At 72.3% G+C, this 25,596-nt stretch carries 26 protein-coding genes; 9 read left to right on the top strand and 17 right to left on the bottom strand.

Features of this window, described 5'->3' with window-relative positions; translation table 11 throughout:
* Positions 1-208 precede the first annotated feature (208 nt).
* Complete coding sequence (locus ACYVOM_RS29400) at positions 209-841, bottom strand: nucleoside/nucleotide kinase family protein (protein ID WP_460306788.1); 633 nt, start codon at positions 839-841, stop codon at positions 209-211.
* Positions 842-1,021: 180 nt separating this feature from the next.
* On the opposite strand from ACYVOM_RS29400, the gene ACYVOM_RS29395 reads away from it, so the two are divergent.
* Both ACYVOM_RS29395 and ACYVOM_RS29390 read left to right on the top strand, forming a co-directional pair.
* Positions 1,022-1,441 carry a YciI family protein gene (locus ACYVOM_RS29395; RefSeq protein ID WP_460306787.1) on the top strand — a complete coding sequence of 140 codons (420 nt, stop codon included), beginning with the start codon at positions 1,022-1,024 and terminating at the stop codon, positions 1,439-1,441.
* Between the two features lie 2 nt (positions 1,442-1,443).
* On the top strand, positions 1,444-2,709 hold the full coding sequence (locus ACYVOM_RS29390; RefSeq protein ID WP_460306786.1) for an RNA polymerase sigma factor: 1,266 nt from the start codon (positions 1,444-1,446) through the stop codon (positions 2,707-2,709).
* 4 nt (positions 2,710-2,713) lie between these two features.
* On the opposite strand, the gene ACYVOM_RS29385 is transcribed toward ACYVOM_RS29390, so the two are convergent.
* Together ACYVOM_RS29385 and ACYVOM_RS29380 are read right to left on the bottom strand one after the other, a co-directional pair.
* Entirely contained in the window at positions 2,714-3,253 is a 540-nt protein-coding gene (locus tag ACYVOM_RS29385; RefSeq protein WP_460306785.1) for a cysteine hydrolase family protein, read from the bottom strand.
* Between the two features lie 110 nt (positions 3,254-3,363).
* The gene (locus tag ACYVOM_RS29380) at positions 3,364-3,543 is read right to left on the bottom strand and encodes a hypothetical protein (RefSeq protein WP_460306784.1); all 180 of its coding nucleotides are present in this window, start codon (positions 3,541-3,543) and stop codon (positions 3,364-3,366) included.
* Positions 3,544-3,848: 305 nt separating this feature from the next.
* Between ACYVOM_RS29380 and ACYVOM_RS29375 the strand changes: the two genes are divergently transcribed.
* Both ACYVOM_RS29375 and argJ read left to right on the top strand, forming a co-directional pair.
* Complete coding sequence (locus ACYVOM_RS29375) at positions 3,849-4,679, top strand: sulfurtransferase (RefSeq protein WP_460306783.1); 831 nt, start codon at positions 3,849-3,851, stop codon at positions 4,677-4,679.
* Between the two features lie 140 nt (positions 4,680-4,819).
* Positions 4,820-5,965 carry a bifunctional glutamate N-acetyltransferase/amino-acid acetyltransferase ArgJ gene (argJ, locus tag ACYVOM_RS29370; protein ID WP_460306782.1) on the top strand — a complete coding sequence of 382 codons (1,146 nt, stop codon included), beginning with the start codon at positions 4,820-4,822 and terminating at the stop codon, positions 5,963-5,965.
* Here the strand turns inward: argJ and ACYVOM_RS29365 are convergent.
* Positions 5,953-7,626, bottom strand: a complete 1,674-nt coding sequence (locus tag ACYVOM_RS29365; RefSeq protein ID WP_460306781.1) for a CocE/NonD family hydrolase — start codon at positions 7,624-7,626, stop codon at positions 5,953-5,955. The genes argJ and ACYVOM_RS29365 overlap by 13 nt on opposite strands.
* A 438-nt stretch (positions 7,627-8,064) precedes the next feature.
* On the opposite strand from ACYVOM_RS29365, the gene ACYVOM_RS29360 reads away from it, so the two are divergent.
* Together ACYVOM_RS29360 and ACYVOM_RS29355 are read left to right on the top strand one after the other, a co-directional pair.
* Positions 8,065-8,637, top strand: a complete 573-nt coding sequence (locus ACYVOM_RS29360; protein ID WP_460306780.1) for a hypothetical protein — start codon at positions 8,065-8,067, stop codon at positions 8,635-8,637.
* Positions 8,630-8,947: a winged helix-turn-helix domain-containing protein gene (locus tag ACYVOM_RS29355; protein WP_460306779.1), complete on the top strand. Its 318-nt coding sequence runs from the start codon at positions 8,630-8,632 to the stop codon at positions 8,945-8,947. The genes ACYVOM_RS29360 and ACYVOM_RS29355 overlap by 8 nt, the downstream gene beginning before the upstream one ends.
* A gap of 13 nt (positions 8,948-8,960) precedes the next feature.
* On the opposite strand, the gene ACYVOM_RS29350 is transcribed toward ACYVOM_RS29355, so the two are convergent.
* The 10 genes from ACYVOM_RS29350 to ACYVOM_RS29305 are packed head-to-tail and all read right to left on the bottom strand — an operon-like array spanning position 8,961 to position 17,477.
* Positions 8,961-10,412, bottom strand: coding sequence for an aldehyde dehydrogenase (locus tag ACYVOM_RS29350; RefSeq protein ID WP_460306778.1), 1,452 nt, complete (start codon positions 10,410-10,412; stop codon positions 8,961-8,963).
* A gap of 9 nt (positions 10,413-10,421) precedes the next feature.
* Complete coding sequence (locus ACYVOM_RS29345) at positions 10,422-10,742, bottom strand: hypothetical protein (protein ID WP_460306777.1); 321 nt, start codon at positions 10,740-10,742, stop codon at positions 10,422-10,424.
* A 26-nt stretch (positions 10,743-10,768) separates the two neighbouring features.
* Positions 10,769-12,013 carry a metal-dependent hydrolase family protein gene (locus tag ACYVOM_RS29340; protein ID WP_460306776.1) on the bottom strand — a complete coding sequence of 415 codons (1,245 nt, stop codon included), beginning with the start codon at positions 12,011-12,013 and terminating at the stop codon, positions 10,769-10,771.
* Positions 12,010-12,342 carry a hypothetical protein gene (locus ACYVOM_RS29335; protein ID WP_460306775.1) on the bottom strand — a complete coding sequence of 111 codons (333 nt, stop codon included), beginning with the start codon at positions 12,340-12,342 and terminating at the stop codon, positions 12,010-12,012. The genes ACYVOM_RS29340 and ACYVOM_RS29335 overlap by 4 nt, the downstream gene beginning before the upstream one ends.
* Complete coding sequence (locus ACYVOM_RS29330; RefSeq protein WP_460306774.1) at positions 12,339-13,655, bottom strand: aromatic ring-hydroxylating oxygenase subunit alpha; 1,317 nt, start codon at positions 13,653-13,655, stop codon at positions 12,339-12,341. The genes ACYVOM_RS29335 and ACYVOM_RS29330 overlap by 4 nt, the downstream gene beginning before the upstream one ends.
* A 31-nt stretch (positions 13,656-13,686) precedes the next feature.
* Positions 13,687-14,523 carry a TauD/TfdA dioxygenase family protein gene (locus ACYVOM_RS29325; RefSeq protein ID WP_460306773.1) on the bottom strand — a complete coding sequence of 279 codons (837 nt, stop codon included), beginning with the start codon at positions 14,521-14,523 and terminating at the stop codon, positions 13,687-13,689.
* Positions 14,520-14,852: a hypothetical protein gene (locus tag ACYVOM_RS29320; RefSeq protein ID WP_460306772.1), complete on the bottom strand. Its 333-nt coding sequence runs from the start codon at positions 14,850-14,852 to the stop codon at positions 14,520-14,522. Before ACYVOM_RS29320 ends, ACYVOM_RS29325 begins: the two co-directional genes overlap by 4 nt.
* The gene (locus ACYVOM_RS29315) at positions 14,849-16,117 is read right to left on the bottom strand and encodes an aromatic ring-hydroxylating oxygenase subunit alpha (protein ID WP_460306771.1); all 1,269 of its coding nucleotides are present in this window, start codon (positions 16,115-16,117) and stop codon (positions 14,849-14,851) included. The genes ACYVOM_RS29320 and ACYVOM_RS29315 overlap by 4 nt, the downstream gene beginning before the upstream one ends.
* Before the next feature lie 2 nt (positions 16,118-16,119).
* Positions 16,120-16,722: a carboxymuconolactone decarboxylase family protein gene (locus ACYVOM_RS29310; RefSeq protein WP_460306770.1), complete on the bottom strand. Its 603-nt coding sequence runs from the start codon at positions 16,720-16,722 to the stop codon at positions 16,120-16,122.
* Positions 16,719-17,477, bottom strand: a complete 759-nt coding sequence (locus ACYVOM_RS29305; RefSeq protein ID WP_460306769.1) for an SDR family NAD(P)-dependent oxidoreductase — start codon at positions 17,475-17,477, stop codon at positions 16,719-16,721. The genes ACYVOM_RS29310 and ACYVOM_RS29305 overlap by 4 nt, the downstream gene beginning before the upstream one ends.
* A 342-nt stretch (positions 17,478-17,819) precedes the next feature.
* Between ACYVOM_RS29305 and ACYVOM_RS29300 the strand changes: the two genes are divergently transcribed.
* Positions 17,820-18,416, top strand: coding sequence for a TetR/AcrR family transcriptional regulator (locus ACYVOM_RS29300; RefSeq protein WP_460306768.1), 597 nt, complete (start codon positions 17,820-17,822; stop codon positions 18,414-18,416).
* Between the two features lie 50 nt (positions 18,417-18,466).
* Here ACYVOM_RS29300 and ACYVOM_RS29295 read toward each other — a convergent pair whose 3' ends face one another.
* The 3 genes from ACYVOM_RS29295 to acuI are packed head-to-tail and all read right to left on the bottom strand — an operon-like array spanning position 18,467 to position 22,361.
* Positions 18,467-20,143: a class I adenylate-forming enzyme family protein gene (locus tag ACYVOM_RS29295; protein ID WP_460306767.1), complete on the bottom strand. Its 1,677-nt coding sequence runs from the start codon at positions 20,141-20,143 to the stop codon at positions 18,467-18,469.
* Between the two features lie 25 nt (positions 20,144-20,168).
* On the bottom strand, positions 20,169-21,347 hold the full coding sequence (locus tag ACYVOM_RS29290; RefSeq protein ID WP_460306766.1) for an FAS1-like dehydratase domain-containing protein: 1,179 nt from the start codon (positions 21,345-21,347) through the stop codon (positions 20,169-20,171).
* A 30-nt stretch (positions 21,348-21,377) separates the two neighbouring features.
* A complete protein-coding gene (acuI, locus tag ACYVOM_RS29285) occupies positions 21,378-22,361 on the bottom strand; it encodes an acrylyl-CoA reductase (NADPH) (protein WP_460306765.1) in 984 nt (327 codons plus the stop codon).
* A 772-nt stretch (positions 22,362-23,133) separates the two neighbouring features.
* Here acuI and ACYVOM_RS29280 point away from each other — a divergent pair.
* Positions 23,134-24,738, top strand: coding sequence for an SMP-30/gluconolactonase/LRE family protein (locus ACYVOM_RS29280; protein ID WP_460306764.1), 1,605 nt, complete (start codon positions 23,134-23,136; stop codon positions 24,736-24,738).
* Positions 24,739-24,743: 5 nt separating this feature from the next.
* A complete protein-coding gene (locus ACYVOM_RS29275; protein ID WP_460306763.1) occupies positions 24,744-25,592 on the top strand; it encodes an SDR family NAD(P)-dependent oxidoreductase in 849 nt (282 codons plus the stop codon).
* Positions 25,593-25,596: the final 4 nt, after the last annotated feature.

The following is a 25,596-nucleotide window of genomic DNA, read 5'->3' as shown; positions in this document are numbered from 1 at the left end:
CCGCTTGCACCTCGCCCGACTACGACGGCGCGGTCACGTCATACGTTCGACTTCCGCTCCCGGGCGATCTGTCCGCCTTCGGCCGGAACCAACGCGGGAGCGGGCCGCGGAACGTGGCGACCGGAAACGTCCCGGCCTGTTGACGGGCCGGCCGCGTGACGGCGAGCGCGGCTTCGTGACCCGCCCGGCCGGCGCGCCGGGCGGGGCCTCAGCCGGGGTCGGTGACCAGGGCGGGGTGGCGGGGGTCGTCGACGACGACGGCGAGGTCGGCCGCGGTGAGGGGGTCGGTCTCGGAGCGGTAGCGGTCGTAGGCGGGGAGGGTCCAGGAGAGAGCGGCGGGGGTGCGCCGGGCGAGGGCGGCAGGCGAGAGGCTGAGATGCACCGTCAGGTCGAAGGGGAGCCAGCGGCCCAGGAGAAGCGTGCCGTCGAGGAGGAGAACGGCGCCTTCCGGTAGATCGACGTAGGGGGCGCGGGTGGCACGGTCGCGTTCGGCGTCCCAGAGGGTGCGCAGGACCTTGGCCGTGCCGCCCGGCTCCAGGGGACCGAGGACCTCGCGGTCGAGGGCGCCGGTGTCGAGCCAGTCGTCGTAGAAGGCGTCCGGGTCCTCGCGGCCCGCCTCGAAGCGCAGGGACGCGGGGCGCAGGAAATCGCGCGCCGAGACCCGGAACGCCTCCCGGCCCATCGCGCGCAGGGGCTCCACGAGGGCGTCCGCGAGTTCGCCGGGGCGGGCGGCCTCGGCCCCGTCCACCGCGACCCGCACCCGCGCCTCGCGCGGCAGGCCCGCGATCCGCTCGCACACCGCCTCCACCAGATGCCCCGGGGAGATAGGCCGCGCACGCATGACCCCACCCTACAAAGCCCGCGGCTCCGGGCTCGCCGCCGAAGCGGTCCGGGAGCCGGCCCGGGGAGCCGGAAAAGATTCCGGAATTCGTTCGAGACCCGTGTCGATCCGGCCGGTTCCCCGTTCGACCTAGGGTGGAAGGGTCCGAAGAGAGGCCCGGACGAACGAGGAGACGAAGCCGTGAAGTACATGCTGATCATGCGCGCGACCGACGAGGGCATCGCGAAGATGGGCGAGGTCGACTTCGGCGAGATGCTGGAGACGATGGGCCGTTTCAACGACGAGATGATCCGGGCCGGAGTCCTGGTGGCCGCCGAGGGGCTGGAGGACGCCGCCGAGACCGTCGTCGTCGACTACTCGGCCGAGCCGCCGATCGTCACCGACGGCCCGTACGGCGAGACGCACGAGCTCTTCGGCGGGTACTGGATCGTCAACGTGGCATCCAAGGAGGAGGCCGTCGAGTGGGCGAAGCGGGCGCCGATCTCCGGCGTCGGCTTCAAGACCGAGATCCGCCGCGTCCCCACGATCGACGAGTTCCCGCAGGACAACGTCTGGATCCAGAAGGAGCGCGCCTGGCGCGAGGAGACCGGGCAGCTCTGACGATGGCGGACCCCACCGGCCGGGAGGCCGTCGCCGCGGTGTGGCGGATCGAGTCGGCGCGGATCGTCGGCGCGCTCGTCCGCTACACCGGCGACTTCGCCCTCGCCGAGGACCTCGCCCAGGAGGCGCTGGCCGAGGCGCTGGTGAGCTGGCCCCGCGACGGGGTGCCGCGCAACCCTGCCGGATGGCTGCTCACCGTCGGGCGGCGGCGCGCGATCGACGGGTTCCGCCGCCGTGCCGCCCTCGACGAGCGGTACGCCGCCCTCGCCCGCGACCTGGGCGAGGGCGGCGCCGCCACCGGGGGCGGCCCCGGTGCGCCCGCGGACGAGGACCTCTGGGATCCGGACCGGATCGACGACGACGTCCTCGCGCTGATGTTCACCGCGTGCCATCCGGTGCTGTCGCGGGAATCGCGGGTGGCGCTCACCCTGCGGGTCGTGGGCGGTCTGACCAGCGACGAGATCGCGCGCGCCTTCCTCGTCCCTGCCGCGACCGTGCAGGCGCGGATCACCCGGGCGAAGAAGGCCCTCGCCGGGGTCCCCTTCGCCGTGCCGGAGGCCGAGGAGCGCGCGGCGCGCCTCGGCTCCGTCCTCAACGTCCTGTACGTGATCTTCACCGAGGGCGCGGCGGCCAGCTCGGGCCGGGCCCCGATCCGGCTCGACCTCGCGGCCGAGGCGCAGCGCCTGGCCCGCGTGCTCGCCCGGCTCGTCCCCGACGAGCCGGAGGCGCACGGCCTGCTCGCCCTCCTGGAGCTGACCGCGGCCCGCTTCCCCGCCCGCACCGGCCCCGACGGCGCGCCCGTCCTCCTGGAGGACCAGGACCGCGGCCGCTGGGACCGCTCCGCGATCGACCGGGGCCGGGCGGCGCTGGCCCGCGCCCAGCGGGCGGGCCGGGGCCTCGGTGCCTACGGCCTCCAGGCCGCGATCGCCGAATGCCACGCCGTCGCCCCTTCCGTCGCGCAGACCGACTGGGCCCGCGTCGTCGCCCTCTACTCGGCCCTCGCCGACCTGGCCCCCTCCCCGATCGTCGACCTCAACAAGGCCGTCGCCGTCTCCATGGCCGAAGGCCCCGCCGCCGCGCTTCCCCTCGTGGACGCCCTCGCCGCGGACCTCCCCCACTCCCACCTCGTGCCGTCCGTGCGCGGCGAACTCCTCGTCCGCCTCGACCGCCCGGGCGAGGCCCGCACCGAGTTCGAGCACGCGCTGAAGCTGTGCTACGGCGAGGCCGAACGCACCATCCTGCGGCGCAAGCTCGACGCCCTGCCCTGAGGCGTCAGGCGAAGCACTCGCCGGCGGTGACGAGCTCCGCCCGCATGTTCCGCCGCATCATCCGCAGCGCCGCGTCCCCCAGCTCCGGCTCGATCGCCGCGACCCCGTCCGTGACGACGCACAGCGGCAGATGCCGGATGTAGGCGTCGAGCGCGGTGTACAGGATGCACTGCTCGGTGACCTGCCCCGTCAGCAGGACCGCGTCCACCTCGGTGCGGCCCAGCAGATACTCCAGCGCCGTCCCGTAGAACGCGCTGTGCCGGACCTTGGTGAGGAAAGCGCAGTCCGGCGACGGCACGATCGGCTCCACGAGATCCGGCCGCTCCCCCGCCAGCGCCCGCTCCACCAGTTCGTCCCGCGTCGCCGAGAAGTCCCCGAGATTGTCGTTCACATAGACGATCAGCGCGTCCTCCGCCTTGACGGCCCTCCCCAGCAGCCCCGAAAGCGGCCCCACGATCCCCGCCACGCCCTCCTGCAACCGATCGGCGTCCTCATGCCGGTACGGATTGAGCATGTCGATCACCAGCAGCGCCGTAGTCCCCATACCTCCCACCGTTCCCCCGCGGCCGACCGTCAGTCAGGCACCAGAAGGGATCAAGACCTCTGCCGTGACCCTGCGGACCTTCCAGGCCGGCACCGCGCCCGCACACAGCGTCAGGCGGAACCCCTGAGGCGGATGGCCACCTGCCGGACGGCGCTCCAGCAGGCGATCAGGACGCCGCAGCCGAGCCACGCGCACACGATCACCGAGACCGGTTCCCGGCAGGTGAAGGAGTTCGCCATGAGACTGGTCGGGCCGACCAGCAACCAGCCGCCCCAGTTCCCCGGCCGCATTCCGGACGGACGCCTCTTGCCCCGCGCGTGCCGCCCCACGGATACCTCAAAAAGGAGAGAAAGATAAGAAACGAGGTAAGTAGTACAAGAATTTTGTGGATGCTCCAAATCCCGCAGCGTGCCCGGACGCTCACCCAGGGTCGGAGGCCGACGCCCGCAGACCGCCCGGCCGGGATTTCGCGGCGCTCGCCCGGTGAGAGTTCACGGGTCCGCACCGTGCCTCACCGGCAGCCGCCGAGGTCAGGAGCTGTCCATGATGTGGGAAAGAATTGCTCATATAGTGGACATGTTCCTAGAGTGGGGGCATGAGCGCGAATCTTCTCCCCTTCGTCGGCATCGAGGCGCTCGGCGAGCTTCCCGGACCCGCCGTCCTCGCCGACACCCGCTGGTACCTCGACGGATCGTCCGGGCGTGCCGCCTATGAGAGCGGGCACCTGCCGGGGGCCGTGTTCGTCGACCTCGACCGGTGGCTCGCCGGACCGGCCACCGCCGAGGGCGGGCGCCATCCGCTGCCCGACCCCGCGGTCTTCAGCGAGGCCATGGCCGCACTCGGGATCGGCGACGACGACACGGTCATCGCCTACGACGACGCGGGCGGCGTCATCGCGGCCCGTCTCGTCTGGATGCTCCGCGCCACCGGGCGCCGCGCCGCGATCCTCGACGGCGGCCTGGCCTCCTACGACGGCGACCTCACCACCCACGAGCCGAGCCGCCCTCGCGCGCAGTTCTCGGTGCGCCCCTGGCCGGCCGACCTCCTCGCCGAGGCCGACGAGCTGACCCGCCCCGGCGTCGTCGTGGTCGACGCCCGCAACCGCGACCGCTTCGAGGGCGGCGCGGATCCCGTCGACCCCCGTCCGGGCCACGTGCCCGGCGCGCGCAACGCCCCCTGCCGCGAGAACCTCGACGCCGCGGGCCGGCTCCTCGCCCCCGACGCCGTCCGCGCCCGCTTCGCCGACGCCGGCGTCACCACCGCCGAGAACCTCGTCTCCTACTGCGGCTCGGGCGTCACCGCCTGCCACAACCTCCTGTCCCTCGAACACCTCGGCCTGGGCCGGGGCCGCCTCTACGTGGGCGGCTGGTCGGCCTACGGCGCCGACGCATCGCGGCCGGCGGAGACGGGCCCCGCAACCCCCTGACCGCGCCACCCGACCGCCCGCCCTCGCCGCATTCGGGCGGTGCGGGGCGGGGACCGCGTCCCCGGCGGGCGGGAAGGCGGGGCCTAATATCGGGGTGACCTCTGGTTTCAGGGGTGCCACCGGTGTGCAGGAGGGGTTTCGTGGAGCGCTTGAGTCCGCTGGGGTTCAGGACCATCGTGGCAGGGCTGGGGATCAAGGACGAGACCCGGGACTTCTCGGTCGTGGTGTCCGAGGCGCCTTGCGCGGCTGCGGGGGTGTTCACGCGGTCGCGGTTCGCGGGGCCCAGTGTGACGGTGAGCCGGGAACATCTCGGCGACGCGGCCGCGCGCGCGGTCGTGACGGTTTCGAAGAACGCGAACGTGGCGAACGGGGAGCAGGGCCGGGCGGACGCGGCCGAAGTGGTCGCGCTGACGGCGGAACTGGTCGGGTGCGCACCTGAGGAGGTGGTCATCTCCTCCACGGGGGTGATCGGGCGGCCGTATCCGATGGACGTCATCCGGGCCGGCGTCAAGGGCGTCGAGTTCACGGCGGAGCCCGATTTCGACGCGGTGGCCGAGGCCATGATGACGACCGACACGCATCCGAAGCTGGTGCGCGCGAGCGTCGGCGGCGCGACGCTCGTCGGGGTGGCCAAGGGCGTCGGCATGATCGAGCCGGACATGGCCACACTGCTCACCTACTACTTCACCGACGCGCTCATCCCCGCGCCCGCCCTCGACGCGATGTTCCGCCGGGTCATGGACCGCACGTTCAACTGCGTCAGCGTCGACACCGACACCTCCACCAGCGACAGCGCCGTCATCCTCGCCAACGGCAGGGCCGGCGCGGTCGACCTCGCGGAGTTCGAGGAGGCGCTGCACGCGGTCGCGCTCGACCTGACCAAGCAGGTCGCCAAGGACGGCGAGGGGGCCACCAAGCTCATCGAGGTCCTCGTCGACCGGGCCCGCGACGAGGACCAGGCGCGCAAGGTCGCGAAGGCGATCGTGAACTCGCCGCTGGTGAAGACCGCGGTCCACGGGAGCGACCCGAACTGGGGCCGCGTCGCGATGGCCGTCGGCAAGAACAAGGACGAGACCGACATCGACCCCGACCGCGTCGAGATCCGCTTCGGCTCCCTCACCGTCTACCCCGACGCGGCCCCCGACCTGGACGCCCTCACCGCGGTCATGTCCGCCGACGAGGTCCTCATCCACGTCTCCCTGCACACCGGCGACGCCCGGGCCCGCGTCTGGGGCTGCGACCTGAGCGACGGCTACGTCCGCATCAACGCCGACTACACGACCTGACCCCGCGCCCCGCCCCGCAGCACCAGGCGCGAGGCGGTGCCGATCCGGTAGGCGGTCGGACGCAGCAGCTCGCGGGCCGCGTCCGGCCCCCCGGTGCCCGGGTTGCGGGCGAAGCGCGGGTGGGCGCCACCGGAGACCTGGACGCGCAGGCGGTGCCCGGCCCCGAAGCGGTGCGCCACGCCGGGCAGGTCGAGCGTGACGACGGTGTCCAGTGGATCCTCGGCGGTCAGGCGGACGATGGCGTCCCGGACGTTGCGGGACGTGCCGCCGGGGTCGACGTCGCACAGGCGCACGAACAGGTCGGCGTGCGGGTTGTCGCGCCGGACGGCGATCTCGGCGGTCAGCTCGCCGAGCAGCTCCAGCGGCTCGGCGAGGGGCTCCCCGGTGAAGACCAGGACGTCGTCGCGCACCTCGAGCTCGCGGTTGTCGCGGGAGCCGCCGCCGCGGAACATCACCGGCCCGCCCACCGACGGCGTCGGATCGGCCGGGTCGTAGCGGAACCCGGCGGCATCGCCCTCGCGGGACTCCGGGCTCAGCACCCCCTCAGGACTCAGCACCCCCTCGGGTTCGAGGTGCCAGCCGAGCTCCGCCCCGCCCTTCGGCGGCCAGTCCCCGACCTCGCGCCAGCTCCGCGCGCCGCCGATCCAGACGCGCGCCGAGTGGGCGTCGGGCGGAGTCGGCCCCGCGCAGCGATCGAGCCACTTCAGCCCCTCGGCCGCCACGACCCCGCTGTGCACGGCCCGCTCGTGCGTCCACGGGCCGAGGACCAGCCGGGTCGGGACGCCTCGGGCGCGCAGGGCCCGGTGCTGCTCCAGCGTCTGCTCCAGGAACAGGTCCTGCTGCCCGCCGACGAGCAGGACCGGCACGTCGGCGTTGTCGAGCGCCTCGGGGAACCGCAGCGGCTTCCAGAACGGGTCGGCGAGGTCGGAGTGGGCCAGCCAGCCCTCGAACCAGGGCGCGCCCGCGCCGAGGTGGGCGCGGGCGCTCTCCGCGAGGGGCAGGCCGTCGAGGACGCGGCGCCACCGCCGGGCTCCGCCGAAGGTGCGCAGCGCGTGGCGCAGCCGGTTCGGGTCCTCCTGCCCGGCGACCATGGCGCTCCAGCTCAGGAAGTTGTGCAGATCGAAGGCCCCGTGCCGCCACGCGGCCCGGGCGAAGTCGTGCGGGCCGACCAGGACGACGGCGCCGATCAGCTCCGGCGGCGGGTCGGCCATCAGCGCCCACTGCACGAAGCCCAGGTAGCTCGCCCCGAAGGTGAGCAGCCGCCCGTCGAACCAGCTCTGCGCGCGCAGCCAGACGACGGTGTCCTGACCGTCGTCGGCCTCGCGGCGCATCGGGTCGAACACCCCGCCCGACCCGAACGTGCCCCGGCAGCTCTGCAGCAGCACGTGGTATCCGCGTTCGGCGAGCAGCTGCGCGTTCAGCACGCTGAACGGCGCGCCGCGCCCGTACGGGCTGCGCACCAGCACCGTCGCCGCACCGGGCCGCCCCACCGGAAGGTAGTGGTCGGCCACCAGTTCCACGCCGTCGCGCATCGGCGCCCGGACGCCGCGCCGCACCCCCACCCGGCAGCGCCGGGCGGGCAGCCCCCACGCCTTCTCCAGCGCCGCGCCCGCCAAGCGCTCCCCGAATCCCAGCGGACGCGCCTTCTCCGTCCCCGCCATCGCCGACCTCCGTCCCTCGCAGCGGCCCGGCTCGCGCACGGACCCGGTCGCGGCCGACGGACCCGCCCGCGGCGCGGGCCCGCAGGCACCGCGGCGAACGGCCTCGCCGATTCCACCACGGCGCGGCGCCCCGCGCCACCGGCCGCCGCCCGGGGCCGCGGTCTTCGCGCGACGCCCGCCCCGTGCCGGGGTTCGGGGGGCCGCCGGGGCGCGCGGCGAGCCCTCGGCCGAGCGGGGCGGCGACGGCAAGGTGGAGCGTGCCGTGCGCGGGGCCGAGAAGCTCGTGACGGTGACGGTGGCGAGATTCGCCGGAGGCACGAGGACGCGCGCAGGACGGCGGGGCGGGGGACGTCCCATTCCCTCGATGACGAGATTGGGCCCTCCCAGTGGGGCCGCGGAGAGGTAGGTTTGTGGCACAAACCAGTTTGGGGGTGTCGGATGGAGCGCAGGAGCCTGGAGTCCGCGGCGGCGAACTACTCGTATCTGCGGGGGTTGTACGCGATCCCGGTCGGCGTGCTGTTCGTCCTGTCCGCGCTGGGGAACCTGGAGTGGGGGCCGCTGGGCCGCATCTGGGTGTTCCCGGTCGGGGTGGCCCTGGCCGCGGCGGCCTATCTGGCCGTCAGCCGGTTCTACCTGCGCAACTACGGGCGGGTCTCGCCGTCCGCGCGGGCACGGAAGCGCGCCGCGGTCGTCGGCACCGCCGTCGGCGTGCTCGTGGTCGGCGCGGTGCAGCTCGACTGGAGCCTCGACCTGCCGGTCAGCCTCACCGCGATCGCGTTCGCGCTGGCCCTGCTGGCGTACTACGCCGCCGGCATGGGACTGCGGCCGCACCACACGGCGATCTGCGCCCTGCTCGGCGTGACCGGCGTCCTTCCGTTCTGGCAGAGCGCCGACCAGCGGATCAACCTCGGGCTGCTGCTCACCGGCGTCGCGATCGCGGTCAGCGGGATCTTCGACCACGCCGCGCTGCGGCGCGAGTTCGGCCCGGCCGGGGGCCTGGACCATGGCTGACGACGATCTGGTCCTGGACCGGCTGATCCACGAGCCGGGCCGGCTGGCGATCCTGACGGTCCTGTCCTCGGTGCAGGACGCCGACTTCACCTTCCTGCAGCGCGCGACCCGGCTCACCAAGGGGAACCTGTCCAGCCACCTGAGCAGACTGGAGCAGGCCGGCCTCGTCACGATCGAGAAGCGGTTCGTCCGCAAGAAGCCCAACACGACCCTCGCGCTGACCCCGCTCGGCCGGGAACGGATCGCCCGGCACTGGGCGCAACTGGACAGGCTGCGCGCGATGACCCGGCCCGCGCGGGACCGGGAATGAGCGACGCGGCGGGTCAGGGCACGGGGGCGGCCTGGGAGATGGACTTGAGGTCGAGGAAGGATTCGATGCCCTCACGGCCGAGTTCGCGGCCCAGGCCGCTGTGCTTGACGCCGCCGAAGGGCGCCGCAGGGTCCATCGCGTAGGCCTGGTTGACGCCGAAGGTGCCGGCCCGGACGCGGCGGGCGACGGCGAGTCCGCGGTCCGGGGAGGAGGTCCAGACGGAGCCGGACAGGCCGTAGCGGGTGTCGTCGGCAAGGCGGACGGCGTCGTCCTCGTCGTCGTAGGCCAGGACGGTGAGGACGGGGCCGAAGATCTCCTCCTGGGCGACCCGCATCGCGCTCTCCACCTCGGCGAACAGCGTCGGGCGGACATACCAGCCGCGGTCCGTGCCCTTCGGCCGGTCCGCGCCGCCGACGACCAGCCGTGCCCCCTCCCGCTCGCCGAGCCGGAGGTACTCCAGGACGCGGTCGCGCTGCCGCCGCGAGGCGAGCGGCCCGATGTAGGTCCCGGGATCGGCGGGGTCGCCGACGGCGAGCTTCTCGACCATCGCGGCGAGCGCGTCGAGGTACTCCGCGTGCCGCGTCCGGGGGACGAGCACCCGCGTCTGCGCGACGCACGCCTGGCCGCTGTTCATCAGCCCGGCCACCCTGATCCCGGACGCGACGGCCTCGGGGTCGGCGTCGTCCAGGACGACCGCCGCCGACTTCCCGCCGAGCTCCAGGCTCACCCGCTTCAGAGCCGCCCCGCACACCGCCGCGACCCGGGCCCCGACGGCGGTCGACCCGGTGAAGGAGACCCGGTCGACGCCCGGATGGGTGATGAGGTGCTCGCCGAGGTCGCCGTCCCCGGGCAGCACGCTGACCACTCCCGGCGGAAGACCGGCCTCTTCGAGGAGCTCCGCCAGCAGGTAGGCGTCGAGCGGCGTCTCCGGCGACGGCTTCAGGATCACCGGGCAGCCCGCCAGCAGCGCCGGGACGAGCTTCATGACGGTCAGCAGCACCGGCAGGTTCCACGGGATGACCGCGGCGACCACTCCGGTGGGCGTCCGCTGGAGGAGGACCTCCCCGCCGAAGTGGCCGCGCCGCGTCTCCTCCCACGGCAGCGCCTCGGCGATGTCGGCGAACGCCCGCGTCATCGCCCACGGCAGGGTGGCGTGCGCGGAGCGGGCGAAGGTGATCGGCGCGCCCATCTCGGCGCTGACGAGCCGGGCCACCTCCTCGCGGCGCGGCTCCAGCAGCTCGGCGAACCGCCGGACCGCCGCGACGCGCTCGGCCGGAGCCGTCCGGGGCCAGGGCCCGTCGTCGAACGCCGCCCGGGCCGCGGCCACCGCCCGGTCGACGTCCGCGCGGCCGGGCGCGGCGACCGAGGCGATGGGCTCCTCGGTGTGCGGGGAGACGACCTCGATCGTCTCCCCGCTGTCGGAGGCTGCCCACGCTCCGCCGATGAACAGCCGGTCCTCGTGCACCGCTCCCCCTCAGGACGTGACCGACGCGGTCTCGCGGAAGTACCGCAGGACGGGCGGCGGGTCCGTGCTCACGCCGACGGGCGCGGACAGCAGTCCTGCCTTCCCGGCTTCGGCCAGCCTCGTCCGGATCGAGGCGAGGTCGTCGGCTTCGATGTCGTAGAGGGCGACGTACGGGTCGCCCTCGGCGAGCGGGGCGAAGCGGCGCGCGAGGGTCACTCCCTCGATCGCGGCCATCTCCTTGAGGTGGGTGTTCTCGTACCACTCGTGGTAGGCGGCGGCGTCTTCGGGCGAGGCGGGGCGGGTCGCGACGTACAGGAGTCCCCGGGCCATGGGCGGTGTCCTTTCGGAGGTACTGGTCAGCAGGCTTCTGGGCGTTTGTGGATGCGGCCGTCCTTCATGACGAACCGGACGTCCTGGAGGAGGGTGATGTCGCGGGAGGGGTCGCCTGGCACGGCGATGACGTCGGCGAGCAGGCCGGGCGCCAGCCTGCCCCGGTCACCCGAGTCGATGAGTTCGGCGGCGGTGACGGTGGCGGCGCGGATCGCCTGCATGGGCGTCATGCCGCGGTCGACGAGCGCCCACAGCTCCTTGGCGTTGGCCCCGTGCGGGATCGCGGGCGCGTCGGTGCCGCAGGCGATGCGGACGCCGAGTTCGATGGCCCGGCCGAGGGTCTTGCGCGCCCTCGGGAAGACCTCGGCGGCCTTGCGCCGTAGGGCGGGCGCCGCCTTGGAGACGTCGAGTCCTTCGGAGAGGTAGCTGGTCGGGACGAGGAACGTGCCGTGGTCGAGCATCATCCGCAGCGTGTCCTCCGAGGCGAGGGAGCCGTGCTCGATGCAGTCCACGCCGGCCCGCACGCAGGCCCGGATGCCGGCGTCGCCGTGCGCGTGCGCGGCGACCCTGATCCCGGCGCGGTGCGCCTCGTCGGCGATCGCGGCGAGTTCCTCGTCGGAGTACTGCTGGGCGCCCGCGACGGTCCCGTGCGACATCACCCCGCCCGAGGCGGAGATCTTGATGACGCCCGCCCCGTGCTTGATCTGGTACCGGACCGCCTTGCGCACCTCCGGCACCCCGTTGGCGATGCCCTCCTCGACGCTCAGCGGCATGATCCCGGGGGCGAGCCGCTGGAACATGGTCGGATCGAGGTGCCCGCCGGTCGGGGTGATGGCGTGCCCGGCCGGGACGATGCGGGGCCCTTCCACGAGCCCTTCGTCGATGGCCCGGCCGAGGTCGGCGTCCAGGAGGTAGCCGCCGGTCTTCACCATGAGCCCGAGGTTGCGGACCGTGGTGAACCCGGCGAGCAGCGTCGTGCGGGCGTTGGCCGTCGCCCGCAGCGTCCGGTAGACGGGGTCGTCCTGCACGCCGTGCATCGGCTTCGGCAGCCCGGCGGGGGTGTCGGGGCCGCCGATGAGCAGGTTGATCTCCATGTCCATGAGGCCCGGCAGCAGCGTCATGTCGCCGAGGTCGACGACCTCCGCGCCTTCCGGCGTCCCGGCCGGGCCGACTGCCGTGATGAGGCCGTCGTCGACCACGACCGCCGCCGGGGACCGGATCTCCCCGGCGGCGACGTCCGCCCAGCGCGCGGCGCGCAGGACGACGGTCACGGGACGGGCTCGATGAGGCAGTCGAGCGAGGTGGTGCCGGTGTCGGGGACGCGCTGCTGGCTCCAGGCCTCCACGCAGAACGAGATGGTGACCATCGAGTACAGCAGCAGCATCAGGTGCAGGACGTCGTCGGGCAGGTCGTCGAGGGAGTACCGGTCGCAGTACGCGAGGGCCGCTTCGGCGCGCGGGATGATCGCGTCGTAGAACGCCTGGATCTCCGTCATCGGGGCGGCGAGGCGCCTGGCGTAGCGCTCGGCCTCGGTCGGCAGCGCCCAGGCCGCCGCGAAGGGCTCAAGGTCGGCGAAACCGGCCGGAAGCAGGGCGGTCATCGGGCCTCCACGCGCTCGGCCTTGTCGGCTTTGTCGGTCTTATCGGTCTTGCCCGTGGAGTCGGTGTAGTCCTTGATCCAGTCAGCGGTCACCTTGTGCAGGTGGCGGCAGAGGATCTCCTGGTCGTTCAGGTGGAACTCGCGCACGGCCCGGGACTCCAGCATCATCTGGGTCGCCTCCAGCGTGTTGGCGTCCTGGAGCGCGTACTCCTTGAACGTCACCGCGGCCATCTCGTGCGCGACACGCTCGCGCGGGGTCCTCGCCGGGACGAAGTAGAGATTCCCCTCGAACGTGTGGCTGTTGTAGGAGGTCGGCCAGTACTGGTACGTCAGGTACCAGCCGCCGGACCAGATGAGGATCGTGAAGTTCGGCCAGAGCTGGAAGGAGTCCAGCCCCCAGGGGTCGCACCCCGCCGGGTTGAGGCCGGCGGGCATCTTCTCGACGCCGAGGTCGGGCTTGTCCCACGGCCCGAACAGGCCGCTGCGGGTGAGGTCCTCGGTCGGCTTGCGCATGTCGGGCGCCAGCTCCCACGCGACGATCCCCGACGTGCTGACGAGCCGGTGCGGGCCCTCCAGCCGGTAGTGCGGGGCCTCGAACCCGGCCTGCGCCGCGGCGGCGGAGAACTTCTCCGGCGTCTGGTTCGAGTGCAGGACCGGCGCGTGGTAGAACTCCTGGAACGCGTCGAGGAACAGCTTCCAGTTGGCGCCGACCTCCGAGCGGTACTGCCAGCGCTCGGTCATCCGGTCGAACGGGTAGCCGTCCAGGTCGGTGATCATCGGGCCCAGGAACTCCGTGAGCGACTGCTCGGGCTCGGCCGCGAGGTTCACGAAGACGAAGCCCGACCACACCGCGCAGTGCACGGGGGCGAGGCCGTTGTCCTTCTTGTCCAGGCCGAAGAACTCGCCCTCCTGCTGGACGAACGTCAGCTCGCCCTGGGTGCTGTAGCGCCAGCCGTGGTACTTGCAGGTGAACTGGCGGCACGTCCCGGAGGTCTCCTCCCGCGGGAACTCGTTCCACACCAGCTTGTTGCCGCGGTGCCGGCAGACGTTGTGGAAGGCGCGCACCTCGTCGTCGGTCCCCCGCACGATGATCACGGACGTTCTGGCGACCTCGATCTCGCGGGTGAAGTACGAGCCCTTGCGGGGAAGCTGCTCGACGCGTCCGACGTTCAGCCAGGCGCGCTTGTAGATCGCCTCGCGTTCCAGCTCGAAGAACTCCGGCGAGACGGAGTCCTCGTAGGACACCGGTCCGGTGCCCAGCTCGGGGTAGTGCTCGGTCCAGCTGCCCTCGGGCGGCTTCGGCCAACGGGCCATGCGACGGTCCTTCCTCGGGGTGGGAACGGGATCACTGGATGGGCTCGTCGCCCAGGACCGTGGTGCGGAGCATCTCCCTGGGCGACGCCGCGTCGTAAGGGGCGGCGCGATGGATGACGCCGCGGTTGTCCCAGATGACGGTGTCGCCGACGCTCCACTCGTGCCGGTAGACCCGGTCGGCCGTGGTGCAGCGGGCGAGGAGGCCGTCGAGCAGGGCCCGGCTCTCGCGCGGCGGCAGGCCGACGACGTGGTCGGTGGACGCGCCGAGCACGAGGGAGCGGCGGCCGGTCTTGTGCGTCCAGACCAGCGGGTGCTCCTTGACCGGGCGGCGCCGCCAGAGCGCGAGCTGCGCCAGGCTCGGGTCGGGGGTGACGAGCCGCTGGGACGCCTCCAGGGAGTGCACGACGCGCAGGGAAGCGACCCGCTCCTTCTCCTCCGAAGACAGAGCGTCGTAGGCGGCGTAGGCGGACGCGAACTCGGTCTCCCCGCCCGTCGCCGCGACCTGTTCAGCCGTCAGCACGGTCGCCTTCTGCGGGTAGGCGTCGCCGTCGGGGGTGCAGCCGTCGATGTGCCAGTCGAACGTGGCGCGCAGGTAGGCGGCCGAGGAGTTCTTGGCGGTGTCGAGACTGACCCGGTAGATCCCGGCGACGTCGTGGTGGCCGGGCGACAGGTCGATCTCGCCGAGCCTGCGGCAGAACGCGACCTGGGTCTCCGGATCGAGGTGCAGGTCGCGGAAGACGAGGACCCCGTTGGCCTCCAGCGCCTCCATGAGCGCGCCGGGCAGGGACGCGTCGGACAGGAGGCGCGCGCGATCCACGTCGCGCACCTCCGCGCCGACGCCGGTTCCGAGCTTCTCCACGGTGATCACGGCACGGGCTCCTCGACGCGGTCCAGCTCGGCGTCGGCGGCGTCCGTCGCCTTCGGCCGCTGGAAGATCTCGACGGACATGGCGACCGTGACGAGCGAGTAGACGAGGTGCAGCAGGCGCAGCGCGTCCTCGGGCAGGTCGTCCAGGGGGAACTTGTCGCAGTAGGCGACGGCCTCTTCGAGGCGGGGGAAGAAGGCGTCGTAGAACGCCTCCATCTCGGGCATCGTGCTCGCCTGGCGGCGGGCGTACCGCTCGGCCTCGGTCGCCAGGCACCAGGTGGCGGCGAACGGTTCCAACGCGGCGAACTCGGGGGGCAGCATCTCGGTCACGCCTCCTTCGGGACTGCGGGGGCCTTCTCGCGCCGGTACGACCCGACCCAGTCGGCGACGACCTTGTGGAAGTGCCGGACCAGGACCTCCTGGTCGCCGACGGGGTAGCCGTCGAACACCCCGGAGGCCAGGGCCGTCTGGGTGCCGGTGAGCATGCCGGCGTCCTGCAGCGCGAACTCCTTGAACACCACCGCGGCGACCTCGTGCTCGATCCGCTCGCGCACGCTCGTCGCGGGCTGGAAGCAGAGCATCCCCTCGAAGCGGTGGGAGCTCGCCGACGTCGGCCAGTACCGGTAGAGCAGGTACCAGCCGCGGTAGATGAGGATCTCCACGTTCGGGAAGACCTGGAAGTTGTCGATGCCCCACGGGTCGATCCGGCCGGGGTTCAGGCCGGGCGGCGGCTCGCCGATGTCGGGCGACTCCCACGGGCCGACCAGGCCGCTGCGGGTGACCCGCTCGATCGGGTACATGTACTCCGGCGGGAGCGTCCAGCGGCGGGCGCCTCCGGTGGACGTCATCCGGTGCGGGCCGTCGATCTGGTAGTGCGCGCACTCGAAGCCGGCGCCGGTGCGCACGGCCGTCGGGATCTGCTGGGGGTGCAGGGCGGGGACGTGGTAGTACTCCTGGAAGGCGTCGGCGAACAGCTTCCAGTTGCTGCGGTTGTCGCCGTGGAAGACGTACCGCTCGGTCATCCGGTCGAACGGGTAGCCGTCCAGCGCGGTGATCATCGGGCCGAGGAACTCCGTCAGCGATTGCGCGGGCTCGGCGGCGAGGTTGATGAAGACGAAGCCCGCCCAGACCTCGCAGTGCACGGGGGCGAGGCCCGTCCTGCCCTTGTCGAGTCCGAAGAACTCGCCCTCCTGCTGGACGAACGTCAGCTCGCCCTGGGTGCTGTAGCGCCAACCGTGGTACTTGCAGGTGAACTGGCGGCAGGTGCCGGAGGTCTCCTCGCGCGGGAACTCCTGCCACACCAGCTTGTTGCCGCGGTGCCGGCAGATGTTGTGGAAGGCGCGGATCCCCTCGTCGGCGCCGCGGACGATGATCACCGAGGTCCTGGCGACCTCGATCTCCTTGGTGAAGTAGCTGCCTTTGCGGGGAAGCTGCTCGACCCGTCCGACGTTCAACCAAGCGCGCTTGAAGATCGCCTCGCGTTCCAGCTCGAAGAACTCCGGCGACACGGAGTCCGCGAACGAGATCGGGGCGGTGCCGAGCTCGGGATGGTGCTCGGTCCAGCTTCCCTCGGGGGGTTTCGGCCAACGGGCCACGGTCAGTCCTCCGTTCCGGGGTGCGCCGGGCCGGGGTCCATGCCCGGGTCCGGCTCCAGGGCGACGCTGTTGAAGACCATCGCCAGGCAGTGGTAGGCGCCGACGACGAACGGGACCTCCAGGAGCTGGCGGACGTCGAGGCGGGCGGCGAGTCCGGCCCAGGTCGCGTCGTCGATGACGCAGCGGTCGAGCAGCTCGTCGGTCGCGGCGAGCAGCAGGCGCTCCAGCGGCGGCCAGCCGTCGCCCACTTCGTCGGCGGAGAGCGCGGCGACCTGCGCGTCGGTGACGCCGAGGCCCCTGCCGATCCGGACGTGCTGCAGCCACTCGTAGCGGGAGCCCGTGCGCCAGGCGACGCGCAGGACCATCAGCTCGCGGTGGCGCGGATCGAGCGCGGGGTCCTCCAGGAGCACCGCGTTGAACGCCAGCCAGGCCGAGGCGAGGCTCAGATGGTGGCCGAGGACTCCGAGCACGTTGGGCAGGGGCGGGGCGTCGGGCGCGCCGGACAGGTAGCGGTCGGCGAGGCGGACGTGCCCGCGCAGCATGTCCCGCGCCTGCTGGTCCCAGCGGTCGGCGGGCAGCGGGGCGAGGCGGGGCTCGGCCGTCATATGACCGCACCGCCGTTCACGCCGAGGACTTGGCCGGTGATGTAGCCGGCCTCCTCCGAGCACAGGAACGCGCACGCGGCCGCGATATCGTCCCCGCTGCCGAGGCGGCCGAGCGGGATCGCCCTGGCCATCGCCTCGTTGGACGGCAGGTCGCCGGCGGCCTGCGCGCCGCGGGACATCGGGGTGTCGATGCCCGAGGGCGGGATGTTGTTCACGGTGATGCCCGAGGCGGCGTACTCGCGCGCCAGGCCCTTCGTCATCGCGATGACCCCGCCCTTGGACGCGGTGTAGTGCACCATGCGGGGCGACCCGCGTTGGGCGCTGGAGGACGAGATCGTCACGATGCGGCCCCAGCGGGCGCGCACCATGTCGGGGACCGCGGCCTGGACGCAGTGGAAGGTGCCCGTCAGGTTCACCTCGACGACGCGGTGCCACTCCTGCGGCGAGATCTCGGTGAACGGCGCGAACGCGACGAGGCCCGCGCTCGTCACGAGGATCTCGACGGGGCCGAACTCGGCCCTGACCTTCGCGAACGCCCCGTCCACGGCGGGCCGCTCGGTCACGTCGACCGTGCAGGCGAGGGCCCGCCCGCCCGCGGCCCGCAGTTCGCCGGCCAGTGCGGCGGCGGCCTGCCCGTCGCAGTCGAAGATCGCCACCCGGTGGCCCTCCGCGGCGAGCCGCCGGCAGATCGACAGCCCCATCCCCGAGGCGCCCCCGGTCACCACGGCAGTTCTGCGGGCCGCCGTTCCTGCCATCGATTCGCCCCCTTGCTCGGGAAATCACGAAGAAATTGCCTGTGCCGAAACCGTCACCAGGCGCATAATGGTTCTCATGAAGTGCTTCGAGCGGCCTTGCCAGGCCGTGACACCGATCAATTAGTCGATCGACTAATAACAGTAGTAGAGGAGCCGGATCGGGCTGTCAAGGGCCCCTCTGGGCACCCGAGGGGGCTGCATTCGGCACGCGCGTCGAGCTCCGCCGGGGTCGCACGGGCGGCCCGGCCGGCGTCATCCCAGGTGACGGGTCCGCCCGCCCGCGGGCATGGGAGAATGGGCCGCCCCAGTGATCGAGAGCGCGCCGCGAGGAGGCCTACCCCGATGAGACAGGGCCGGAAGAGCAGCGCCGAGAGCGCGCGGACCCGCGAGGCGATCCTGGACGCCGCCGAGGCGCTCATGCGGGAGGAGGGCTATGCGGCGGTCACCGTCCGGAAGGTCGCGACCCGCGCCGAAGTGAACCAGGGAATGGTCTACTACCATTTCGGCGCCATGGACGACCTTTTCACGGAACTGTTCCAACGGGGCTCCGAGGCGACCTATCGGAAACAGGTCGCAGCCCTTTCCTCGGAACAACCTCTCTGGTCCCTCTGGGAACTGATGCAGGACCGTTCCCACACGGCCCTGACCATGGAATTCGTCGCCCTGGCCAATCACCGCAAGAGCATCAGGAGCGTCATCGCCGAATCGTCCCGGAAGTTCCGCCGGCTGCACGGCGAGGCCGCCGAGAAGGCCCTCCAGAACCAGGGCATGGACCCCGCCGCCCGCCCGCCCCTCGCCCTGATCCTCCTCATGTCCAGCGTCTCCCGCTTCCTCCTCATGGAGGAGTCCTTCGACATCTCCACCGGCCACCCCGAAATGGTCGCCCTCGTGGAAGACCGCCTCCGCGAACTCGAAGGCGCCCGCCACCGCGACGCCTAGTCCCCCGGTCCCCATCACGCAGTGCACGGGCCGGCGGGGGCGAGGCGGGGTCAGGCCATCAGGCGGGTGGTGGCGAGAGTGCGGAGGTCGGTGGACTTGATCTTGGCGCTGCCGGTGAGGGTGAAGTCGGCGTCGGTGAAGTAGAGGATGTGGCGGGGGACCTTGTAGGGGGCCAGGAGGGTGCGGAGGTGGGTGCGCAGGGCTTCCGGGTCTGGGTCTTCGCCTTCCTGGGGGATGACGCAGGCCACGACGATCTCTCCCAAGGTGTCGTGGGGGACGCCTACGGTCTTGGCGACCTTGACGGACGGGTGGGTGGCGAGGGCCTCGTCGACCTCCAGGGGGGAGACGTTGGCTCCGCCGGTCTTGATGAGGTCGGTGAGGCGGCCCTTCCAGTACAGGCGGCCGTCGTCGTCGAGGTGGCCGCCGTCACCCGTGGGGAAGAAGCCTTCCGCGTCGAGGGTCGTGTCGAGGGGGGTGCCGAGGTAGCCGAGCATGAGGGTGGGGCCCTTGACGCAGATCTCGCCGTGGGCGCCCCGGGGGACGACGGTGCCGGTCAGCGGGTCCACGACCTTGATCGTGTTCCCGGGCAGGACGACACCGCTGCTTCCGGCGTGCACCTCGTCGGGGGTGTCGGCCGGATAGCAGGTCGAGATGGTGAAGGTCTCGGTGTTGCCGTAGGCGCGGCCGGGCTCGGACCAGTCGGCCGTGACGGTGGGGTGCTTGGCTGCGGGGGTGGAGCGGTCGGCGTAGACCAGCGCGGAGAGGTCGGTGTCCGCCCAGGTGGCGGCGCTTTCGAGGTGCGCCCACTGGTGCGGCCAGGCCACGGGGAAGGTGACTTGCTCGGCGGCCATGAGCGCCAGGGCCTCGTCGGCGACGAAGACGCGCTGCAGGACCAGGGTGCCGCCCGCGGCGAGGGTCGAGCCGAGGGCCTGGCCGAAGTTGCCCGACCAGAAGAAGCCGTTCGCGGTCCAGCAGCGCACCTCGTCGTCCGGGCCGAAGCCGAACAGGCGGCGGAACCGCCACAGCTGAACCGTGACGCCCCGGTGCGCGCTGAGCACGCCCTTCGGCAGGCTCGTGGTGCCCGAGGAGAAGAACACCACCGCCGTGTCGCTCGGGCGAACTGCCGCGGCCGTCGCGTCGATCAGCGCGCCGGGCACGTCGGCGCCTCGGGCGAGGAACTCCGCCCACGTCTCGATGCCCGGCGCCACCTCCCCGACGACGGCGAGGTGGCGCAGGAACGGGTACCGGGTCGAGCGCAGCGCTCCCCCCTCGGCGATGGCGGGTTCCAGGCCGGTGAGGACCGCCGCGAAGTCCGTCTTCTGCACCTGCCGCTCGAACAGCAGGAACGACACCCCTGCCGTCTGGAGCAGGTGGTCCAGCTCCGGCGCCGTGGAGAACGTCGAGAGCGTCACCGCCACGCCCCCGGCCAAGGAGGTGCCGAAGACCGCGGCGAGCCATTCGGGCCGGTTGGTCATGAGGACGCCGACGCGCGCGCCCTGGCCGAGGCCGGACGCGCGGAGCGCGCGGGCCACCTCGACCGAGCGCTCCCACAACTCGGCGTAGGTCCACCGGACGGTGCCGTCCGCCGACGGGAAGACGAGTGCTTCCCGTTCGGCGTAGGCGTCGGTCACCTCCCGCAGGAATCCGGGCAGGGTGAGCGCGCCGAGCCCGGGTTCGCTGTCGAGGGGCGGGCCTGAGACGATCGAGAGGGCGGGGGCGGTTTCCATCTACCTGCTCCTGGGGGTCGGGGGGTCAGAGCGGCAGTTCGACTTCGGCGGTGCAGCTCACCAGGACGGCGCCGTTCTGGTCGGTGAGCTTGAGCTTCACCTGGACGAGGGGGACGCCCCACGCCGAAGCGGGGTCCTTGGCGACGACCTCGGCGTCGAAGTAGGTGACGTCGCCTTCGAACGCGGGGGCGCGGAAGTCGGCCTTGGTGTGGCGGACCATGCCGTCGTGGCCGGCCCAGTAGGCGAGGTAGTCGGTGCACCAGGCGCCCATGGTCGCGCCGTAGCCATAGGCGCGGGCCATGCCTACGTCGCCCGCTTTGTCGGCGTCGATGTGCCCGCGTGACGGGCCGACGTACAGGCCGTCCCGCTTGCGCGGGTCGATCCTGGCGCCCTCCTCGTCGAAGCCGAAGCCGGGGCCCCAGCCGGGGTCCTGGTTGATCCACGGGTCGGCGAGGCCGGGCGGGGCCGTCCAGTGGAAGGTGCCCCAGATGTTGAACAGGAAGGCGCGGTACTCGGTGGTGAAGCTGGCGATGCTGTGCGGGCCGATGACGCGGCGCGGAAGCGTGTCGCCGACCTTGACCTCGTCGAAGCGCGGGGAGACGCCGAGCCGGTTGGACAGGATCCACGCGTGGCGCAGCTTCGCGATGTCGTCGAGTTCGGCCTCCGACCAGCGCCGGATGTCGCCGACCTGGTCGTCGTACATGCCGCGCTTCACCGCCTCCTCGTAGAGGTAGCGGATCGCCGTCGAGCGTTCCCGGGCGACGAGGTCGCCGCGCTGGTTGGTGTGCACGGTGTCGCCGCGCGAGAACATGGTCGGCCCGGCGAACTTCGTCTCGGCGACCTTGTAGTCGTGGAAGCGCCGCTCCTGGAAGAGCTGGTCGCCGACCTTCACGCGCGGCCCGTAGAACCACCACTCCTCGCCGCCGAAGATGAGGTGGCTGCCGGGGATGTGGCCGACGCAGGCGGGCTGCGCGCCGTGCCCGTAGTCGAGGCCGACGGCCATCGACTGCGGCGCTACGATGCCGCCGAACCGAGACTCCCGGGCGAACTCGGTGTCCCAGTGCAGCGGATTCGGGTAGTCCATGGCCATGGCCCAGCGCCGCACGTCGGAGGCGCTGCACGGCTCCCACAGCTGGCCGCCGCCGACGGGCTTGCCGACCCGGTGGTCGACGTCGGAAAGATCGAGTTCGAGGGACTCGCTCACGGGTGTTCTCCTTCTACCGGTTCACGTCGCCTAGCGGTTCACGTCTACGACGAGGCGGCCGCGGATCTTGCCGTCGAGGAAGCCCGCGGAGGCGTCGATGGCCTCGGCGAGGGGGATCTCGTGGGCGATCGACTCCAGGGCCGAGGCGTCGAGATCGCGGGAGAGCCTGGCCCACGCGGTGAGCCTGCGGTCCTTGGGCGCCATGACGCTGTCGACGCCGAGGAGGCTGACGCCGCGCAGGATGAACGGGGCGACGCTGGCGGGGAAGTCCATGCCCTGGGCGAGGCCGCAGGCGGCGACCGCGCCGCCGTAGCGGGTCTGCGCGCAGGCGTTGGCGAGGATGTGGCTGCCCGCGGTGTCGACGACGGCGGCCCAGCGCTCCTTCTGGAGCGGCTTGCCGGGGTCGGTGAACGCGGCCCGGTCGAGGACCGTGGTCGCGCCGAGGGCCTGGAGGTAGTCGGCCTCCGAGGGCTTACCCGTCACCGCGGCGACCTCGAAGCCCGCCTTGGCCAGCAGGGCGATCGCGACGCTGCCGACGCCTCCGGTCGCACCGGTGACGAGCACCTCGCCCTGGTCGGCACGGACACCGTGGCCGAGCAGGGCGTCCACGCAGAGGCTCGCGGTGTAGCCGGCGGTGCCGATCGCCATCGCCTGGCGGGCGGTGAAGGCCGCGGGCAGGGGCACCAGCCAGTCGCCGTTCACCCGCGCGCGCTGGGCGAGCCCGCCCGGGTGGGTCTCGCCGACGCCCCAGCCGTTCAGCACGACGGAGTCGCCCGGCCGGTAGGCGGGATGCCCGCTCTCGGTGACGGTGCCCGCGAAGTCGATCCCGGGGACCATCGGGAACCTCCGGACGACCGGGGACGCGCCGGTGATGGCCAGGGCGTCCTTGTAGTTGAGCGTGGAGTACGCGACGTCCACGGTGACGTCCCCTTCGGGGAGGCGGTCCTCGTCCAGGGAGGCGAGGGAGACCGTCCGGCCCGCCTCGTCCTTCTCGATCAGCACAGCGGAGTACATGAGGATTCCTCTTCATCCGACTTCACGTTCATCCGACTTCACGGCGCACAGCGATCCGCTTGCGGGCCGTCGACGCATCACTGCTTGGCGCTCATGACCATTTCGATCTCATTATCGAGAACATAATTCTCAGGCGATTCGGGATTTTTACACGCCGCGATGCGGGCGTCAACCCGGCCGGGCGCGGGCCACCTCCTGACGATGCCCGGCCCCGGCTCCAGGCAACCCTTCCCGCCTCCCGCGCCCCTGGAAGACACCTCCCGAGGGCTCGCGCGGGCCGTTTCGACGCGCGGCGGCCCGATCACTGCCGCCCGTCCAGAACGGATCCCGCCACGGATTCCTGCAATGCGACGGGCACTCCTCCAACGACCACATACCCCTTTTGAACTGGTGATATATCGATCAAGCGCGGTCCCGCCGACCGCCCGGAGCGGCCATGCCGACCTGGCACCCATCTGTTGAATCCTTATAATGATTGTGATAGCAAGGGTGGCGTGGGGACAGCCGTCGCCGCACCGGCCGATCGGCCGGCTCCGCCAAGGCCGCCTCCGCCGACCAGCCCCACCCGCCCTCGACGGGCCCCGGAAACCGCCCCCTCCCGGCGTGCACCACCCCGCGCGACGGAACAGAGAACGAGCTATTGCCCGACCCTCGGATCGGGTGTTACGTTCACCACAGGAGAGCCTGATTCTCGCTCTTAAAAAAGAGAATTCTCATTACAATTCCCCGGCCATCCCCGCATTTCCTTAATGCTTCCTGGGAGCAAGTCGCCATGGCACAGAACAGCGCGCGTCATACCGGTTCCGCCCCGATCACCCCCGCCGAGGGCTGGACCCTGGAGCGGATCACCCCGCCGAGCCGGCTGTTCGGCGCGAACGGCCTGCGCACCGGCCCGGACGGCCGCGTCTACGTCGCGCAGGTGGCCGGCAGCCGGATCAGCGCGCTCGACGTCGACACGGGCGCGATCGAGACCGTCAGCGCGATGGGCTCCGACATCGTCGCCCCCGACGACCTGGCCTTCGACGCCGCCGGCGACCTCTACGCCACCGAGTACTACGACGGCCGCGTCAGTGTCCGCTCCCCCGACGGCACCACCCGCGTCCTGCGCGACGACGTGCCCGGCGCGAACGGCATCACCTTCCACCGGGGCAGGCTCTTCATCGACGAGTGCCGCATCGGCGGCCGCCTCCTGGAGCTCGACCCGAACGGCGGCGCGCCGCGCGTCCTCGTGGAGGACCTGCCGATGCCGAACGCGATGGAGTTCGGCCCGGACGGCAAGCTGTACTACCCGGTGCTCGGCACGAACGACATCTGGCGGATCGACCCCGACGGCGGCGCCCCCGAACGCGTCGCCGGCGACCTGGGCGTCCCGGACGCGGTGAAGTTCGACGCCGACGGCTTCATCGTCTCCACCCAGGTGGCCACCGGCGAGGTGCTCCGCATCGACCCGCGCAGCGGCGACCGGACGGTCCTGGCGACGATCGCCCCCGGCCTGGACAACCTGACGTTCGTCAACGGCCGCCTGTTCGTCTCGGGCTTCACCGGCCACATCACCGAGGTCCTCGGCGGCGGCGCGACCCGCACCGTCCTGCCCGGCGGACTGACCTGGCCCCTCGACCTCACCGTCGGCCCGGACGGCACCCTGTTCGTCTCCGACGGCACCTACTTCTACGAGCGCACCGCCGAGGGCCTGCGCACGCTCGGCATGCTGTTCAGTCCGGGCTGGCCCGGCTACATCCGCGGCGTCACCCCGGACGGGAACGGCGCGTTCGTCGTCACCACCTCGAACGGCCAGATAGCGCGCTGGCGGCCCGCCGAAGGCGAGCACGACATCCTCGCCGGGGAGACCGAGCCGCTCGACCAGCTCTACGGCGTCGCGCTCGCCCCCGACGGCGCGGTCGTCGCCGCCGAACTCGGCACGGGCCGCGTGGTCTCGGTGCGCAACGGCGTGCTGACGACCCTCGCGTCCGGCCTCGACCGGCCGACCGGCGTCGTGTACACCCCGGACGGCACGCTCCTGGTCTCCGAGGCGGGCGCGGGACGCGTCGTCGCGATCACCGGATCGGGCGTCGACACCGTCGCCGACGGCCTGGAGACCCCGCAGGGCATCCTCGTGCGCGGCTCGCGCCTCCTCGTCGTCGACGCGGGCGCCAAGACCCTGCTGGAGACCGACCTCGACGGCAAGGACCGCACGACGATCGCCCGCGACCTGCCCGTCGGCTCCCCTCCCGGCATCGACGTCAAGCCCCTCAAGGGCCTCCCGCCCTTCAGCGGCCCGCAGGGCCTCTTCGCCGGCATCGCGGCGGGCCCCGACGGCACCGTCTACGTCTCGGGCGACGCCGAAGGCAGCGTCCTGGCCTTCCGCAAGGAGGCCTGAGCCCGATGGCAGTCGACTTCCTCGGCATGGAGGGCCGCGTCGTCATCGTCTCCGGCGCGGGCGGCGGCGGCATCGGCACGACGGTGACCCGCATGGTCGCGCAGGCCGGCGCGACGGTCATCGCGGTCAGCCGCTCCCGGGACAACCTCGACACCCACGTCGCCCCCCTCGCGAAGGAGGGCCTCAAGGTCGTCCCCGTCGCGGCCGACGCCTCCACCGACGAGGGCATCGCGACGGCGCTCGACGCCGCCCGTGAGGCCGAAGGCGACCTGTACGGGCTCGTCAACGTCGCGGGCGGCGCGGCCCCGTCGGACTGGCGGCCCTCCACGAGGGTCACCCGCGCGTCGTGGCGGGCGCTGATGGGCCAGAACCTGGAGACGATGTTCTTCATGAGCCAGGCCGTCGCGGCCGAGCTCAAGGCGGCGGGCCGCAAGGGCTCGATCGTCTCGGTCTCCTCGATCAGCGGGATGAACACCGCGCCGTTCCACATCGGCTACGGCACCGCGAAGGCCGCGCTGGTCGCGGCGACCCGCACGATGGCCGTCGAGCTGGCCGCCGACGAGATCCGGGTGAACGCGGTCGCCCCCGGCGTCACCGCGACCCCCGCGTCGCTCACCTATGTGGAGGCCGACCCCGAGCGCGACGCCCGCGCGATCGCGATGGGCCGGCGCGGCACGCCCGAGGAGCAGGCGGGGGCGATCCTCTTCCTGCTGTCGGACCTGTCGTCGTACGTCACCGGCCAGACCCTGCTGGTCGACGGCGGCCTGAACCTCAAGTGGACGTGGCTGGCCGCCGACAACACCTCGCTGTTCCTCAAGGACGAGGCGTTCCGCACCGAGATCACCCGCTTCTGAGAAG

It is taken from the genome of Actinocorallia aurea (assembly GCF_054783995.1).
The sequence above is the reverse complement of the archived record's forward strand: the minus strand, read 5'-3'. Positions and strand labels throughout refer to the sequence as shown.

Coding starts and splice junctions, on each gene's coding strand:
- ACYVOM_RS29400 (WP_460306788.1), bottom strand. CDS start 841: ATGCGTGCGCGGCCTATCTCCCCGGGGCATCTGGTGGAGGCGGTGTGC.
- ACYVOM_RS29390 (WP_460306786.1), top strand. CDS start 1,444: ATGGCGGACCCCACCGGCCGGGAGGCCGTCGCCGCGGTGTGGCGGATC.
- ACYVOM_RS29385 (WP_460306785.1), bottom strand. CDS start 3,253: ATGGGGACTACGGCGCTGCTGGTGATCGACATGCTCAATCCGTACCGG.
- ACYVOM_RS29380 (WP_460306784.1), bottom strand. CDS start 3,543: ATGCGGCCGGGGAACTGGGGCGGCTGGTTGCTGGTCGGCCCGACCAGT.
- ACYVOM_RS29375 (WP_460306783.1), top strand. CDS start 3,849: ATGAGCGCGAATCTTCTCCCCTTCGTCGGCATCGAGGCGCTCGGCGAG.
- ACYVOM_RS29365 (WP_460306781.1), bottom strand. CDS start 7,626: ATGGCGGGGACGGAGAAGGCGCGTCCGCTGGGATTCGGGGAGCGCTTG.
- ACYVOM_RS29360 (WP_460306780.1), top strand. CDS start 8,065: ATGGAGCGCAGGAGCCTGGAGTCCGCGGCGGCGAACTACTCGTATCTG.
- ACYVOM_RS29355 (WP_460306779.1), top strand. CDS start 8,630: ATGGCTGACGACGATCTGGTCCTGGACCGGCTGATCCACGAGCCGGGC.
- ACYVOM_RS29345 (WP_460306777.1), bottom strand. CDS start 10,742: ATGGCCCGGGGACTCCTGTACGTCGCGACCCGCCCCGCCTCGCCCGAA.
- ACYVOM_RS29335 (WP_460306775.1), bottom strand. CDS start 12,342: ATGACCGCCCTGCTTCCGGCCGGTTTCGCCGACCTTGAGCCCTTCGCG.
- ACYVOM_RS29330 (WP_460306774.1), bottom strand. CDS start 13,655: ATGGCCCGTTGGCCGAAGCCGCCCGAGGGCAGCTGGACCGAGCACTAC.
- ACYVOM_RS29310 (WP_460306770.1), bottom strand. CDS start 16,722: ATGACGGCCGAGCCCCGCCTCGCCCCGCTGCCCGCCGACCGCTGGGAC.
- ACYVOM_RS29305 (WP_460306769.1), bottom strand. CDS start 17,477: ATGGCAGGAACGGCGGCCCGCAGAACTGCCGTGGTGACCGGGGGCGCC.
- ACYVOM_RS29300 (WP_460306768.1), top strand. CDS start 17,820: ATGAGACAGGGCCGGAAGAGCAGCGCCGAGAGCGCGCGGACCCGCGAG.
- ACYVOM_RS29295 (WP_460306767.1), bottom strand. CDS start 20,143: ATGGAAACCGCCCCCGCCCTCTCGATCGTCTCAGGCCCGCCCCTCGAC.
- acuI (WP_460306765.1), bottom strand. CDS start 22,361: ATGTACTCCGCTGTGCTGATCGAGAAGGACGAGGCGGGCCGGACGGTC.
- ACYVOM_RS29280 (WP_460306764.1), top strand. CDS start 23,134: ATGGCACAGAACAGCGCGCGTCATACCGGTTCCGCCCCGATCACCCCC.
- ACYVOM_RS29275 (WP_460306763.1), top strand. CDS start 24,744: ATGGCAGTCGACTTCCTCGGCATGGAGGGCCGCGTCGTCATCGTCTCC.